Here is a 15286-nt window from a genome sequence, read left to right as displayed (position 1 = left end):
GTGCAAAATCAGGGGATGATGCGGGTGTATTTGATGCCTTCGACGGTCGCGCCGATCTGCAGGCCCGCCTGGCCGAAGATGGCCGCCAAGACCGGGCTGAGCAGGGTGGTCGTATCGGTCGACAACTGGTCACCCTGATCGCTGACCACATAGCCGATATCGGCACCAGCCGTCCAACCGCTGGAACGGCGGAAATCGTTCAGTGCGTCCTCGGTCATGAAGAACAGCACGTGGGCGTATTGCTGGGCGCCGATCTGCAGACCAGCTGTGCCTTTAACGGCCGAGTAATAGTCAACCGTGGCTCCATTGATGCGCAGCGCGCCTTGACCATAGCCGCCGCCGAATACGAACCCGGCCTCTGTGATCAGGGGCATGACCAACATGCCATTGGCTTTTTCAGCGATCTCGACCGTGTTGGGGTAGCGGGCAAACATCTCGGTCAGTGTTGCGTCGACACGGGCGTCAAGCGTGGCCGCGTTCGAGTTGCCGACGCCGTTGCCGCAAGCTGCGGTCAGGGTCAGACCTGCCATGCCCAAGGCGAAGCCGCGACGGTTCAGTCGGGGAAGGGTGGAACTGCTCATGGTTTTTTGTCTCTGTAACTGTGCCTGATATGTCGGGTGTTCCCGATCTTATGTGCAAGAATACGCCGATTGAGCGTGCATGTCACGACAAAGCTGCCGCGGCCCGCGTAACAATCGGCGAAAAATCGCGAGGTGGCGGGGTTTTAACCTTGGAGAACCCGTGCGACCTGCGGCGCGAAATAGGTCAGGATTCCGTCGCAACCCGCGCGTTTGAACGCCAGCAGACTTTCCAGCATCACCTTGTCGCCATCGATCCACCCGTTCTGCGCCGCCGCCTGGATCATCGCGTATTCGCCCGAGACCTGATAGGCGTAGGTGGGCGCACCAAACGTGTCTTTCACACGGCGGCAGATATCCAGATAGGGCATGCCCGGCTTGATCATCACCATATCGGCCCCTTCGGTCAGATCACGCTCGATCAGGCGCAGGGCCTCGTTCGAATTTCCCGGGTCCATCTGATAGGTTTTCTTGTCGCCGGTCAGAGCGCCCGAGGCACCAACCGCATCGCGGAACGGGCCGTAGAAGGCGCTGGCATATTTCGCGGCATAGCTGAGGATCATCACGTTGTGATGACCCGCCGCCTCAAGCGCCGAGCGCATCGCGCCGATCCGGCCATCCATCATATCTGAGGGACCTATGATATCGGCCCCGGCCTCGGCCTGAGCGAGGGTCATCTTGACCAGCGCCTCAACGGTCTGGTCATTCACGATCTCGCCATCCACCACATAGCCGTCATGGCCGTTGATGTTGTACGGATCCAACGCAACATCAGTCATGACCGCGATATCCGGCGCCGCCGCCTTGATCGCGCGGATGGCGAAGTTCGAGAGGTTGTCAGGACTCCAGGCCTCGGCACAATCCTCGGTCTTGAGCGCTGCATCGGTATAGGGAAAGATGCAGATCGCAGGGATTCCAAGGGCTTGCGCCTCGACCGCTGCTTTGGCAATCAGATCGACCGACCGCCGCTTCACGCCGGGCATCGAGGGCACTGGATCTTCTATGCCTTCGCCATCGCGTACGAAAACCGGCCAGATCAGATCGTCGGTGGTCAGTGTATGCTCGCGCACCAGCCCGCGGATCGCATCGGACTGACGCGCCCGGCGAAAACGGGTCTGAGGGTAGGGGGCGATGGTCGGTTTCATGGCGCGTCCTCCTTGAACATTGTCGCATTGGGTGGCATGAATCCGCCAAGGGCTCAAGGGTATCAATGGACGCGCTTTCGCGACAGAACCCCCTGAGGATTGTGAATAAAGGGCTGCGTTTGGACTGGTACTCTTCGATTTTCGAACTCATCGACATGCGCAGCTTTTCGAATCTGTGGTTCTGGATTGTTCTGGCGGTCACTTGGTCTTCGGCCAGTCACTGGACGATGGGGGTGCCTTACGACATGGTGGTCCGTGCGCGCCGCGTCGGAGGCCAGCTTGAGATCGACCTGCTGGACATCGTGCGCATCAATACAAACCGCATTCTCTACTATGTCGAGGCGTCCGGCATAGTGATGTTGGCAATGGCCTGTTTTGTCTTTACCGCATTGGCGACGCTGGGCTTTTACTATTGGGTTGAATTCGCACAGGCCGTGTTCCTACTGTTGTTTCCCTTGGTCGTCGTGACCTTCATCAACATTGTCCAAGCACGCCGTTTGCGGCGGCATGATCTGACATTGGATCGCGTTACCAAGACGCTGTCACGATGCCGCCTCTATACACAGATCATCGGCATGATCTCGATACTGGTCACTTCGATGTGGGGCATGTATCAGAACCTTTCAATCGGCGTTCTGGGATAGCGAAATCTGAAAGGGCAGGGATGAAGGCTCCGAACCACGTGACAGTCGGCGGTGCCCCCGAAGGGTATGACGCACAGCTTGTCCTGAACGAGATCGCGCGCTCGGGCGGGCCGGTTTGCCATGTGGCGCGCGATGACAAGCGGTTGGAGCGGATACGGGCAGCACTTGCGTTCTTTGCCCCCGATATGCCGGTTTTCGTTTTCCCCGGTTGGGATTGTTTGCCTTATGACCGAGTCTCGCCCAACACGGATATTGCCGCTGCACGGGTAGCGACGCTGGCCGCGCTGGTTCACCAGATGCCCGAGCGTTTCGTGCTGCTGACCACACTGAATGCCGTGACCCAACGCGTCCCCGCGCGCGAGATTCTGCGCGAGGCCGCCTTTACCGCTCGCGTCAACCAACGCGTGGACGAAGACGCCCTGCGCAAGTTCCTGGTGCGGATGGGGTTCACCCAAAGCCCTACCGTGATGGAGCCCGGAGACTACGCGATCCGGGGCGGGATCATCGACATCTTCCCTCCGGGCGAATCCGGCCCCGTCCGACTAGACCTGTTCGGAGACGTTCTGGACGGCGCGCGCCGCTTTGATCCGGTCTCGCAACGTACCACCGAAAAGCTTGACGTGGTCGAGCTTGCCCCCGTCTCCGAGGTCATTCTGGACGAGGCCGCGGTCACCCGATTCCGTCAGAATTATCGCATCGAATTCGGTGCGGCGGGTACGGATGACCCGCTCTATGAGGCCGTCAGTGCGGGCCGCAAGCATCAGGGCATCGAACATTGGCTGCCCTTTTTCCACGAAAAGCTGGAAACCCTGTTCGACTATCTGCCGGAGGCGACGATTTCTCTGGATGATCAGGTCTCACCCGCGCGTTTGGCGCGGTGGGATACGATTGCTGATCAGTATGAGACACGGCGGCTGGCGCTGGAAAACCGCTCACGCATGGATACGGTTTATAAGCCGACACCGCCCGGTTTGCTCTATCTCGATGACGCGGCGTGGGATCAGGCCGTGGGCGATAGGCGAGTGCTACAGTTCAGCCCTCTGCCACAGGCCAGCGGACCCGGCGTGATCGACGCGGGCGGGCGGATCGGGCGGAACTTTGCGCCTGAGCGTCAGCAGGAAAGCACCAGCCTGTTTGGCGCTTTAGCGGACCACATCAAAGGCAAGCTGGACAAAGGACCGGTGCTGATCGCGTCATATTCCGAAGGCGCGCGAGAACGTCTGACCGGCTTGATCGAGGATGAAGGTCTGGCCGAGGCGATCCCGGTCACCGATGGTACGCGTATCGGTAAAAGGGGCCTCCATCTGGCGGTCTGGGCCTTGGAGAATGGGTTCGAGACGGCTGATCTGACCGTGATCGCGGAACAAGACGTGCTGGGCGACCGCCTGATCCGCCAGCCCAAGAAACGACGCAAGGCCGAGAACTTCCTGACCGAGACCCAATCCCTCAGCCCCGGCGATCTGGTGGTGCATGTGGACCACGGTATCGGCCGCTACATGGGCATGGAAGTCGTCACCGCCGCTGGTGCGGCTCATGAATGCCTGCTGCTGGAATATGCCGAAGCGGCCAAGCTGTACCTGCCGGTCGAGAATATTGAGCTGCTGTCGAAATACGGCCATGACGAAGGGCTGCTGGACCGTCTGGGCGGTGGCGCATGGCAGGCCAAAAAGGCCAAGCTGAAAGAGCGCATCCGCGAGATGGCGGACAAGTTGATCCGCATCGCCGCTGAACGCGCCCTGCGCAAAGCCCCCGTGATGGACCCACCGCCCCACGCGTGGGAGGAGTTCAGCGCGCGCTTCCCCTATCAGGAAACGGACGATCAGTTGCGGGCCATCTCGGAAGTCATGGAGGACATGCATTCCGGCGCGCCAATGGATCGTCTGATCTGTGGGGATGTCGGCTTTGGCAAGACCGAGGTCGCCATGCGCGCGGCCTTTGTCGCCGCCATGTCAGGCGTTCAGGTAGCCGTCGTTGCACCGACCACTCTGCTTGCTCGTCAGCACGCGGCCTCGTTCAAGGAACGATTCCGAGGTTTCCCTCTGGAGGTTCGGCAGCTATCGCGTTTTGTTTCGGCGAAAGAGGCGCAACAGACCCGAGACGGGCTGGCGCGCGGGACAGTCGATATTGTGATCGGCACTCATGCTCTGCTGGCAAAAGGTATCCGTTTCAACAACCTCGGCTTGCTGATCATCGACGAGGAACAACATTTCGGCGTTGGCCACAAAGAGCGCCTGAAACAGCTGCGCTCGGATATCCACGTCCTGACTCTGACCGCAACGCCGATCCCCAGGACGCTGCAACTGTCACTAACTGGCGTGCGCGACCTATCAATCATCGGCACGCCGCCCATCGACCGTCTGGCCATCCGCACCTATGTCAGCGAGTTCGACGCGGTAACGATCCGCGAGGCCCTGCTGCGCGAACACTATCGCGGCGGGCAGAGCTTCTACGTGGTGCCGCGCATCTCGGATCTGCCTGAGATCGAAGAGTTCCTGAAGGAGCAATTACCAGAGCTGACTTACGTCGTCGCTCATGGGCAGATGGCAGCGGGTGAACTCGACGACCGAATGAACGCGTTCTATGACGGCAAATATGACGTGCTTCTGGCGACGACGATTGTCGAGAGCGGTCTGGATATCCCAACTGCGAATACGATGGTCGTGCATCGGGCGGATATGTTCGGCCTCGCGCAGCTCTATCAGATCCGAGGCCGGGTCGGGCGGTCGAAAACCCGCGCCTATGCCTATCTGACCACGAAACCCCGCCAGAAGCTGACCGCCACCGCCGAAAAGCGTCTGCGCGTTCTGGGCTCGCTTGATACGCTGGGAGCCGGATTCACGCTTGCCAGTCAGGACCTCGACATTCGTGGGGCCGGTAATTTGTTGGGCGAAGAACAATCCGGCCAGATGCGCGATGTGGGTTATGAACTCTACCAGTCGATGCTGGAAGAGGCGATTGCCAAGATCAAAGCCGGTGAGATGGAGGGGCTCTCGGACGCCGATGACCAATGGGCGCCGCAGATCAATCTGGGCGTACCGGTTCTGATCCCCGAGGATTATGTGCCCGACCTTGATGTCCGCCTAGGCCTTTATCGCCGTTTGTCCTCGCTCTCGACCAAGGTTGAACTTGAGGGCTTTGCCGCGGAACTGATTGACCGCTTCGGGGCGCTGCCAAAAGAGGTGAACACCCTGATGCTGGTCGTCCGTATCAAGGCCATGTGTAAGCGTGCAGGTATTGCGAAATTGGATGGAGGGCCGAAAGGCGCGACGATTCAGTTTCACAATGACAAATTCGCCTCGCCCCAAGGGTTGGTCGAGTTCATCCAGAACCAGCGCGGCATGGCGAAGGTCAAAGACAACAAAATCGTTGTGCGCCGCGACTGGAAGAAAGACAGCGACAAGATCAAAGGCGCTTTTGCGATTGCCCGTGACCTTGCTGAGAAAGTCGTGGCCGAAAGAAAAAAGGCGAAGACAAACGGATAGCGGGGAAGGGGGCGCTGCCCCCGCCGCGGCAAGCCGCGACTCCCCCGAGGTATTTCCGGCCAGATGAAGCAGGCGATCCGGACTTTATCTGGCTAAAAATACCTCCGCCGGAGGCATCGCGCGCAGCGCGATTCAGCCTTGCATTGCGGACTGGGCGCAGAAACAGGATGCAGCCACTGCGCGGTCGGCCCTTGCCAGGGCCAAGTCCAGCCTCTGTTTGATCTGAGGTAGCTCAATCGTATCACCGCGGGCTTTCAGGCAATCGTGCAGGCCCTTCAAACTCCAGATATTGTCCGGATGGATCGAGGCGCGACTGAGAGTTCCACCAAGGCCCAGATCTTCTCGGTAAACGGTTTCCGCCTCGGTCAAATAGCCTTGTTCGAAGAGCAGCGCGCCCAGGGCGTGGCGGGTGGGTTGCATCCATCCCCAAGGCTCGTCGTAGGGCAAGGTGTCGTCCAATTCGACAGATCGGAGCAGGTGAGCGAAGGCGAGATCGAAGTTTTCCTTTCGGTATTCGATCTCACCGCGCAGCATTTCGGTGGCGATCTCCAGCAGGTCGATGACGCGGTTGTTGTGCAATCGCCGAGCCTCGGGCACTCGGACCTTGGCTTTGAGGAAAAGCTGCTCCTCGGCTTCGGCGTTGGGCACATCGCCGGTCGCGGCGAAAGCAAGCGCGCGGGCGTAGTGGGTTGTTGCCGTCAGCGTGCGGTACAGGTCAGGGTCGTCGGGTAGCGCCAGCGCTTTTGCCTCCTCCCACCGGCCAAAGCGGATCAGGATGTGAGGCCCCATGGACATGTAGCTTTCGAAGAAATCCGCCATGGGCGGGCTCTCGATGCGCAACATCTCTTCGGGGGTTGTGTCCCAGATACCCTGGTTGGCCCGCAGGGCCGGTTCGATCTGACCCAGAAACATCGCGCCATAGATGGTGAAATGATAGTCGTGCTGGCGGTAACCGGTGTAGATATTGAACGCCCCTTCACGCTCATAATATTTCAGGTCCGCTTCCGAGGCTTTCTGGTTCCAATGCACCACGTTCTGATAGTGGCCGCAGAGGATATCTATATGCGTCGGCATATGCACAAGGTGGCCTGCATCCGGGACCAGAGTGCGCAGGATATCGCCCGCTTTGAGGGCCTTTTCGGGGGTTGGGGACATCTCCATCAGGTGAACGTACAGGTGCAGAAGGCCGGGGTGAGACATGGCGGCGGGGTCGTCCTGCATGGCCCACTCCAGCGCCTCTTGCGCCTCAAGCGTGGCGGCCCCTTCGGCGGGTTGACCTGTTGACAGGTCCCACATTTGCCACGGCGTCAGGTTGAGCAGCGCCTCAACATAGATTGTACGCAGGTCCAGATGATCTGGCTGAGCCTTAAAGGCCGCGCGCATCGCGTCGGCAAAATCATAGTCCCAATCATGCATGCCCTCGGTCGTATCACGCTGCGGATACCGGAACTGCAGGGCGTGGATCAGAGCCTTTTCAACCTCGGTACAGCCATCGGTTAGGCTCAGCGCCTTTTGCGTGGCGTCAAAGGCCTTTGTCAGTGCTTTCTGCCGTCCCCGGTCATCTTGCAAGTCCCAGGGCAGGTTGTAGTTCGGGCCAGCCGCGTAGGCGACACCCCAATGCGCCATGGCGCAGTTCGGGTCATGTTCGGCAGCTTTTTCAAAGCAGGCGACGGCTTCATCATGGTTGTAGCCGTAGGTCCAGACCAGCCCCCGGTCGAACCAGATTTGGGCTTCAGCGGATGCTGTTGAAACAGGGCAGGAATAAGTGCCCAGATCGTAATACTCACTCATAACTGACCCTCCGCCATGTTGGTCGGGACAGCGTAGCGCGTTTGATCCGGGCTGAAAATCCTCAGGCGAGCAGTCTGTTTTCGATGCGGCCCATATGGATCATCAGGCTGAAGGCCAGGATACACATGGTCAGAATGCCGGTAGTCAAAGGCAAGATCGAGCCGTCAAATAGCAGCCCAACCGGGGCGGCAATGGCTGCGGCGAGCACTGTCGAGACCGAGCCGATGACAGAGGCGGCCATTCCGGCGATATGCCCCATCGGCTCCATCGCGATGGCGTTCAGGTTGCCCATGGTCACACCTGCCATGAAGAAGACGGTGGTTTGCCAAACCACGAACAGGCCAAACGAGGCGTCGGGCGACAGCGGGAAGGAATTGGTCACGATAACCAACGCCGTGATGCCGATCTGCGCCCCGAGCGCCCAAGTCACCATGCGGCGCATGCCGACGCGCACGACTAGGGCTGCATTCAACACACTGGCCGATCCCGACATCAGTGCGACGAACCCGAACCAGAACGGAAAGCTCTCAGCTCGGTCGTGGATCACGTCGTAGACGGGCTGAACCATGGTCAGCATGGTGAACAAAATCCCCATGCACAGGGTTTGCACCATGATCGACAAACGCACGGTTGGATGGGCGAACATCTCTTTCGTTGCTGCGACCATCAGCGGTAGACGGAAGGGGCGACGGTTCTCCACAGCCAGCGACTCGGGCAGGCGGGTTCCCATCCAGACGCAGACGATCACGGCGAATAGAATAAAGGACATAAAGATACCGCGCCAGCCGAACAGGGCGATCACTCCGGCCCCCAACATGGGTGCCACGGCGGGTACAAGCGTGAACAGCAGCATTGCGATCGAAATGATGCGCGCCATGATCCGGCCCGAGTACAAATCGCGGATGACAGCCATAGCCACAACGCGCGGACCTGCCGCGCCCAGCCCCTGTGCCACACGGGCCGCCAGAACGAGTTCAAGCGAGGAACTGGCCCAAGCCACGGCCGAGGCCGCAATATAAAGCGCGACACCGCCATAGATGACCGGTTTGCGGCCAAACGCATCCGACAGAGGGCCGGTAAAAAACGTGCCAATCCCCATCCCAAGCACGAAAGACGTCAGGATCAGCTGCGCGCGATTGACGTCATCCGGGCTGAGCTGCGCGCCGATCTCGGGCAGGGCAGGCAGCATCGAGTCGATCGAAAAGGCGATGGTCGAGAACATCATTGCGATCAGCGCAATGAACTCTCCACGAGACATGCGGTTGGTCATGGGGACTCCTTACCTGATCGCGCTATCACGACGGATCAGGTTGCGCCAGACCGGAATTTCGCACAGACCTCTGTGCTTCTATGCAGAGGAAGCCTCAAGTTGAGACATGATTTCTCCGATCACTTTCTCCCATATTTCAGGAGGTTGCGCGCCCGGAACGGCATGTTGGTTGGCAACAATGAAGGTCGGGACCGAGCTAACGCCCATCTCGCGTGAGTGGGTGTCGCGGTTGCGGATATCCTCGCGGTCGGCGTCGGATTTCAGCAATTTCATTACCACTGCCGCGTCCATACCAGCGCTATCGGCGATGTCGGACAGGACCTCCGGGTCGCCGATATCACGCGCTTGAACGAAATAGGCGTCGAACAGAGCATCGACAACGGCGTTCTGCTTGCCCTCGATCCCGGCCCAGTGGATCAGGCGATGTGCGTCCAGGGTGTTTGGCGTGCGCTTCATCCCCTCAAAGTCGATTTTGAGGCCTGCATTCTCGGCATGTTCGACCACGGGCGCATAGGCGCGCACCGCACCGTCCTTGCCGCCGAATTTCCGTTCCAGATATTCGCGCCGATCCATGCCCGCGTCTGGCATATCGGGGTTCAGCTGGAACGGGTGCCATTCGATCACAAACGGGTGGTCCGGCAGTTTTGCCAAGGCTTTGTCCAGATGGGTTTTGCCGATGTAGCACCACGGGCAGATCGGATCGGACAGTATATCAAGCTTGACAGTCTGGGTCATCGGTTGGACGCCTTGAAATAGGCCGGCAACGCGCGGCGCAGGAGTTTGCCGTTGCCGCCGGTTGGCAACTCGGGAAGGTGAACAAAGGCGCGCGGCTGTTTGTAGCGCGCCAGATTGGCTTGGACATAGGCGTGCAGAGCGTCTTCGTCCAGTCTATCGGGGCCGGAGTAGAAGGCCGCTATCACGAATGTGTCCTGTTTGACCTCGACGGCTGCGGCCCCGACCTGAGTGATGCCGGGGTAGCGGGACAGGACGGATTCGACCTCAACCGGCGAGACGCGGTAGCCGCCCGCGTTCATCATGTCATCGTCGCGCCCCAGATAAGTGATCTGCCCATCGACGGCCATGGCGCCCTGATCGCCGGTCAGGAACCAGTCGCCTTGCAGTCGGGCGGCGGCCTCTTCGGGGGCGTTCAGATAGGTCAGCATCAGGCCGGGGTCAGAGCGGTGAATGGCGATGGTCCCCTCGGCCCCTTGCGGCACAGGCCCCTCCGGCCCGAGGATCGCGACGCGGCGGCCCGGTTGGGGCTGTCCCAGGGCATCCCCGCGCGCCGGATGAGTTGGGCTGGACGAGATGAAGGTCGAACATTCGGACATGCCGAACGCTTCGTAAAGTTCTGTTCCGGTGGCCGTTTCCCACTGGGCATGCAGCGACCGAGACAGCTTTTCCCCGGCGCATAGGCCGTGGCGCAAATCGGGCAGCTCAATCCGATCCGTACCGGACAGCATCTTGCGAAAAACACCCGGTGCCGCAGCAAAGATCGTCGCGCGGTTTTGGCGCAGCATTTGCGGTAATTGAGACATATCGGTGCCGGGTTCAGGGATCAGGGCCGAAGCTCCGATCGTCCACGGATCCATTAGGCCGGTGCCCAGCGTATAGGTCCAGTTGAACGCACCCGCGTGGCACAGGCGATCCTTCTTAGTCAGCCCGTACCAGCCATCGACCATCATCTGACGTGCCCAGATCGCTCGATGAGCATGGGCGACCGCGCGGGGCTTGCCCGAGGTGCCCGAGGTATACACCACATAGGCCAGACGCTCGGGGTCGCCCATGTCGAACTGCGCAGGTGGCAGGTCATGCATGGCGATCAGGTCGTCCAGATGGATTTGATTGGGGTGCTCGGCACAGGCCACAGAGGGGTCGCGCAAGATGGCGGCGGGCGAAAGCTCCGCGATGATCCGGGCGGTTTCCGGTTCGGTCAGTTGCGATGAAGTCGGAACAGGCACGATGCCGACGGCGATAGCCCCAAGATAGGCGATCGGAAACTCGACGGTGTTTCCAAGACGCATCAGCACGATGTCTCCGGGGTGCAGTCCGGCCTGCAAAAGGCCCTGACCCGTTCCCAGAACAGCGGCTTTCAATGCGCGATAGCTCCAGTCTTCGGACCCGTTTTGGCGCAACACGGAAAGGGCGGTTTTATCGGCCAACGCATCCGCCCTGCCCAGCACATGAGCGGCCAGATTAAACGGGGTCGGGCAGGGCGTCGGTGGCCCCTGATCGAAGATTGACAGCATGGCAACTGGCTAACCCGGCCCATGGCGCGTTGCAAGCGCGGCTTGTGCGCCCTATAGACGAAGTCATGAGTACCCAAGATCCCAAATCCCTGATCCGCATTGCCCGCGATGCAGGCGAACACACAGAACCCGAGCCTTTGGACCTGGGCGCCCGCGTGCGCGAATTGCGCAAGGCGCGCAACTGGACGCTGGAGCAGGCGGCCTCGCAGGCCGGGCTGGCGCGTTCAACGCTCAGCAAGATCGAAAACGGTCAGATGTCGCCCACTTACGATGCGCTGAAAAAGCTGGCCATCGGGTTGGAGATCTCGGTGCCTCAGCTCTTCACCCCGCCGCAGCGTGAGCAGGTGATTGGCCGTATGGCCGTAACCCGGTCGGGCGAGGGAGCTGCACATGCCACGGCCACCTACGAGCATGAACTGTTGGCCGAGACCCTGACGAAAAAGCAGATGCTCCCCTATCGCGCCCGCGTCCGCGCCCGTTCGATGGATGAGTTCGAAGGCTGGGTGCGTCATGACGGTGAGGAGTTCATGTACGTCCTAACCGGCGTCGTGCGGTTGTACACCGAGTTTTACGAACCCGTTGAGATGCGCCGGGGCGACAGCGCTTATTACGACGGCAGCATGGGGCACAATGTGATTTCGGTTAGCGATGAGGATGCGACCATCCTCTGGGTGACATCACTCGCCTAGGGTTAGTTCAACTCGCGGTTCAGCGATTCCGTGAACAGGAAATCCTCGACCTCTTCGTGAGCTTCATTGACGGTCAGGTGATGACGTTCGGCCAGATAGGCTTCGAACTGTTTGCGATCCTTGCCGACGCGCGACATATCCTGGTCCCTCAGGTTGGGAAAACGGCGTTTAGCGCGGGCGTAGCACGCGTTCCAGTCTTGTGTCAGATCGGTCCAGTTCAGCATCTGCGAGCTTTCCTTCTTCAGGTTTCAGGACGGCTCTCCCCTATGGACAGCGTACGGACGAGTTGACGCAGCGGAAGACATGACAAGATGTCGCACCCTTGAGCAGGTCGATATTATGCCGATTAGAGTCAGGTTTGTGCCGTGGGTTTGGTGCAAAACCCGGGCGAACGTCCATATATAGGGACGCTTTGTGATATGAGCGCATTATTTTGCGTGCCGCGGAATGTGCCAGTTTTTGCCGATCACCACGTGCATAGGTGTCAGTTCCGGTGCGTCACACCCTATGCGCGTGGTTCTAATCAGCGTACCACCAGACCTCGGGCATGTATTGCGGGCCATCGCCGTAGATCGGCAGGGTCTCGGGGTATTTCAGTGCACTGACATGGGCGATACGGCCGACGTCGAAGCTCCAGATCGGGATCACGTATCGGCCCGCCGTCAGAACACGGTCGAGGGCGCGGGTGGCGGCCACGAAATCCTTACGGCTTTCCGAAGCGAGCATGGCGTCGATCATCCCGTCAACAGCCGGTGAGGCGACACCCATCAGGTTGCGTGTGCCCTGCGCATCGGCGGACTCGCTGCCCCAATAGAGGCGCTGCTCATTGCCCGGCGACAAGGACAGGGCGCGGCGGAACGGGGTCATATCGAAATCTAGCTCAGATAACCGCCCGGTATATTGCGCATTGTCGACACGCTCAGTCGTGACTTGAATGCCCAGACGTTCCAACGCACGGGTGTAGATCTCGACCGCTGTCTGCATCTCACCATCGCCTTGTTGCAGCAGAACGGTGATCTGAAACGGCTCACCCGCTGCATTGCGCAGCACGCCGTCCTGAATGGTCCAGCCAGCCTCGGCCAACAGTTTTGCCGCCTTACGCAGGTTCGCGCGGTTTCGGGCTGAACCGTCGCCCTCGGGTGGGGCGTAGCCTTCAAGCGTTCCGGGGATCAGGTCTGCGCTATAGGGCGCCAACAGGTCCGCAACGCGCCCCGTCGCGGGTCCCGGTCGCATCGCCAGATCAGAGCCCGAGAAATAGGATGAGATCCGCGACTGCGCACCGCCGGTGATCGTGTCGTTGATGAATTCGAAGTTGAAGGCCAGCATCAGGGCTTCACGTACGCGCCAGTCGTCGAACGGAGCTTTGCGGGTGTTCATCACCAGCCCGGTCATGCCCGAGGGCTTACCATGCGGGATCTCGGTCTTGATCATATCGCCACGTTGAACGGCGGGGAAGCCGTACTGCGTGTCCCATTTGTCGGCGTTGAACTCACGCACGGCGGAAAGCTCTCCGGCTTTGAAGGCTTCGAACAGAACGGTGGCATCGCCGTAGAATTCGATCCGGATGTCATCGAAATTCATCGTGCCACGGCGAAACGGAACATCAGCGCCCCAATAGTCCGGATTTCGACGCAGGTTCACATAGCGACCGGCCTCGTAATCTTCGACCACATAGGGTCCGCTTCCGACAGGAACGTCGTGCAGCTGCGTTTCGGCAAAATCCTTCCCGTCCCATTGGGCTTTCTGAAGGATCGGACGCAGGCCTACGATCAATGCAAGTTCGCGGTCAGCCTCGTTAAAGCTGATCCGGACGGAGCGCGGGCCGGTCTGTCCGATACTGTCGATCTTGGACCAGAGACCGCGATAGCGCAGATGCCCTTCGGTCCCGAGGGTCTGGAAAGACCAGATCACATCGTCAACTGTGACCGGGGTGCCATCGGAGAATCGAGCCTCTTCCCGGAGGGTGAATTCCACCCATGACCGGTCTGGCGCAGTCTCAACCGATTCGGCTAACAGCCCGTAAAGAGTGAAAGGTTCGTCCCAGGAGCGGCCCATCAGGCTCTCGTGTGTCCAAAATCTTAATTGCCACGGAGGGGTGCCTTTTTGCACAAACGGGTTCAAACTGTTAAAGCCGCCGGTATTTCCGAAAACGACTTTGCCGCCTTTGGGCGCCTCCGGGTTCGCATAGGGTAGAGACACAAAATCCGGTGGTAAGGCCGGGTCGCCATACATAGCTATGCCATGAGTCGATTCTGCCTGTGCTAGTGAGGACGCAAAAAGCAGGGCGATTCCCGCTGCCAAACCACGAAGCGGGTGTGAAAAATACGGGCTCATTTTGGAAACAATCCTGCTCTGGCCTTATTTTGTTGGGATTCATCGTAGCGATGATTTTTCTTGTTTTCAAACTTTTAGCTTGGACGAAAGCACAGAATTGCTTATAAAGGTCTCACTGCTCGATAGGTTTCTTGCCTGTATGAAACCTGCCTCAATAACTTAACGCCCGCTTCGTGCGGGCGTTTTTTTTGGCAGTTTTACAACCGGGCGCGACGCAGTTCCCCGTTTTCTTTGCAGGTGCAGCATGGCACTGTGCGCTCAGTGGACTTTTGAGGGAGAGCGGTCATGAGCCTTTCGGGAAAAACGGCAATCGTCACAGGATCGAATTCAGGGATCGGGCTGGGTGTCGCGCGCGAGCTGGCAAGAGCCGGGGCGGATGTGGTTCTGAATTCGTTCACGGATCGGGACGAAGATCATGCGCTGGCGGCTGAGATTGCAGCCGAGACAGGCACCAATGCACGCTACATCAAAGCGGATATGTCGAAGGGTGCGGAATGCCGGGCGCTGATCGAACAGGCCGGTACTTGTGACATTCTCGTGAACAACGCGGGTATTCAGCACGTCTCGCCCATCGATCAGTTCCCGGTGGACAAGTGGGATGCAATCATCGCGATCAACATGAACTCGGCCTTTCACACCACGGCGGCGGCATTGCCCCTGATGCGTGCGGCGGGCTGGGGGCGGATCGTGAATATTGCCTCGGCCCATGGGCTGACCGCGTCGCCCTATAAGACGGCCTATGTGGCGGCCAAGCATGGGGTTGTGGGGATGACGAAATCCATCGCTTTGGAAACCGCGCAGGAGCCGATCACCTGCAACGCGGTCTGTCCGGGCTATGTGCTGACGCCGCTGGTCGAGGCTCAGATTCCCGACACGATGAAAGAATACAACATGAGCCGTGAGGACGTGATCAAGAACGTTATGCTGGAACGGCAGCCGTCGAAAGAGTTTGCAACGGTTGAGCAATTGGGTGGGACGACGGTGTTCCTATGCTCGGACGCGGCGGCGCAGATTACCGGAACGACGATCTCGGTCGATGGTGGCTGGACGGCTTTGTGAACTTTCATGGGCGCTCTGCCACCATACCCCCGGGATATTTTTGGC

General features: G+C 59.6%; 12 protein-coding genes. 4 read left to right on the top strand and 8 right to left on the bottom strand.

The annotated features are described in order from the left end of the window. Nucleotides 1-8 precede the first annotated feature (8 nt). Both ACR3FB_RS09310 and hemB read right to left on the bottom strand, forming a co-directional pair. Complete coding sequence (locus ACR3FB_RS09310) at nucleotides 9-581, bottom strand: lipid-binding SYLF domain-containing protein (RefSeq protein WP_170373852.1); 573 nt, start codon at nucleotides 579-581, stop codon at nucleotides 9-11. Between the two features lie 143 nt (nucleotides 582-724). Then, nucleotides 725-1723, bottom strand: coding sequence for a porphobilinogen synthase (gene hemB / locus ACR3FB_RS09305; protein ID WP_425082884.1), 999 nt, complete (start codon nucleotides 1721-1723; stop codon nucleotides 725-727). Nucleotides 1724-1842: 119 nt separating this feature from the next. Here hemB and ACR3FB_RS09300 point away from each other — a divergent pair, with 119 nt between their 5' ends. Both ACR3FB_RS09300 and mfd read left to right on the top strand, forming a co-directional pair. Next, on the top strand, nucleotides 1843-2367 hold the full coding sequence (locus ACR3FB_RS09300; protein ID WP_425083202.1) for a component of SufBCD complex: 525 nt from the start codon (nucleotides 1843-1845) through the stop codon (nucleotides 2365-2367). 20 nt (nucleotides 2368-2387) lie between these two features. Then, entirely contained in the window at nucleotides 2388-5849 is a 3462-nt protein-coding gene (gene mfd, locus ACR3FB_RS09295) for a transcription-repair coupling factor (RefSeq protein ID WP_480564395.1), read from the top strand. 132 nt (nucleotides 5850-5981) lie between these two features. Here the strand turns inward: mfd and ACR3FB_RS09290 are convergent, their stop codons facing one another. The 4 genes from ACR3FB_RS09290 to ACR3FB_RS09275 form a co-directional block, all read right to left on the bottom strand. Beyond that, complete coding sequence (locus ACR3FB_RS09290; protein ID WP_480564398.1) at nucleotides 5982-7640, bottom strand: tetratricopeptide repeat protein; 1659 nt, start codon at nucleotides 7638-7640, stop codon at nucleotides 5982-5984. Between the two features lie 61 nt (nucleotides 7641-7701). Then, nucleotides 7702-8910 (bottom strand): multidrug effflux MFS transporter, encoded by a 1209-nt coding sequence (locus tag ACR3FB_RS09285; protein ID WP_480564400.1) that lies wholly within the window; start codon nucleotides 8908-8910, stop codon nucleotides 7702-7704. A gap of 78 nt (nucleotides 8911-8988) precedes the next feature. Next, nucleotides 8989-9645: a DsbA family oxidoreductase gene (locus ACR3FB_RS09280; protein ID WP_480564403.1), complete on the bottom strand. Its 657-nt coding sequence runs from the start codon at nucleotides 9643-9645 to the stop codon at nucleotides 8989-8991. Next, the gene (locus tag ACR3FB_RS09275; protein ID WP_480564406.1) at nucleotides 9642-11159 is read right to left on the bottom strand and encodes a class I adenylate-forming enzyme family protein; all 1518 of its coding nucleotides are present in this window, start codon (nucleotides 11157-11159) and stop codon (nucleotides 9642-9644) included. The genes ACR3FB_RS09280 and ACR3FB_RS09275 overlap by 4 nt, the downstream gene beginning before the upstream one ends. Nucleotides 11160-11224: 65 nt before the next feature. Between ACR3FB_RS09275 and ACR3FB_RS09270 the strand changes: the two genes are divergently transcribed. Continuing rightward, complete coding sequence (locus ACR3FB_RS09270) at nucleotides 11225-11848, top strand: helix-turn-helix domain-containing protein (RefSeq protein WP_170373845.1); 624 nt, start codon at nucleotides 11225-11227, stop codon at nucleotides 11846-11848. Nucleotides 11849-11850: 2 nt separating this feature from the next. On the opposite strand, the gene ACR3FB_RS09265 is transcribed toward ACR3FB_RS09270, so the two are convergent. Together ACR3FB_RS09265 and ACR3FB_RS09260 are read right to left on the bottom strand one after the other, a co-directional pair. Continuing rightward, nucleotides 11851-12072 carry a hypothetical protein gene (locus ACR3FB_RS09265; protein ID WP_170665037.1) on the bottom strand — a complete coding sequence of 74 codons (222 nt, stop codon included), beginning with the start codon at nucleotides 12070-12072 and terminating at the stop codon, nucleotides 11851-11853. Nucleotides 12073-12367: 295 nt separating this feature from the next. Further along, the gene (locus tag ACR3FB_RS09260; RefSeq protein WP_480564410.1) at nucleotides 12368-14182 is read right to left on the bottom strand and encodes an extracellular solute-binding protein; all 1815 of its coding nucleotides are present in this window, start codon (nucleotides 14180-14182) and stop codon (nucleotides 12368-12370) included. 285 nt (nucleotides 14183-14467) lie between these two features. Here ACR3FB_RS09260 and ACR3FB_RS09255 point away from each other — a divergent pair, with 285 nt between their 5' ends. Next, nucleotides 14468-15241, top strand: a complete 774-nt coding sequence (locus tag ACR3FB_RS09255; protein WP_425082878.1) for a 3-hydroxybutyrate dehydrogenase — start codon at nucleotides 14468-14470, stop codon at nucleotides 15239-15241. Nucleotides 15242-15286 lie beyond the last annotated feature (45 nt).

Source organism: Ruegeria sp. AO1 (assembly GCF_056535985.1).
This window is presented reverse-complemented; position numbering and strand designations above follow the sequence as displayed.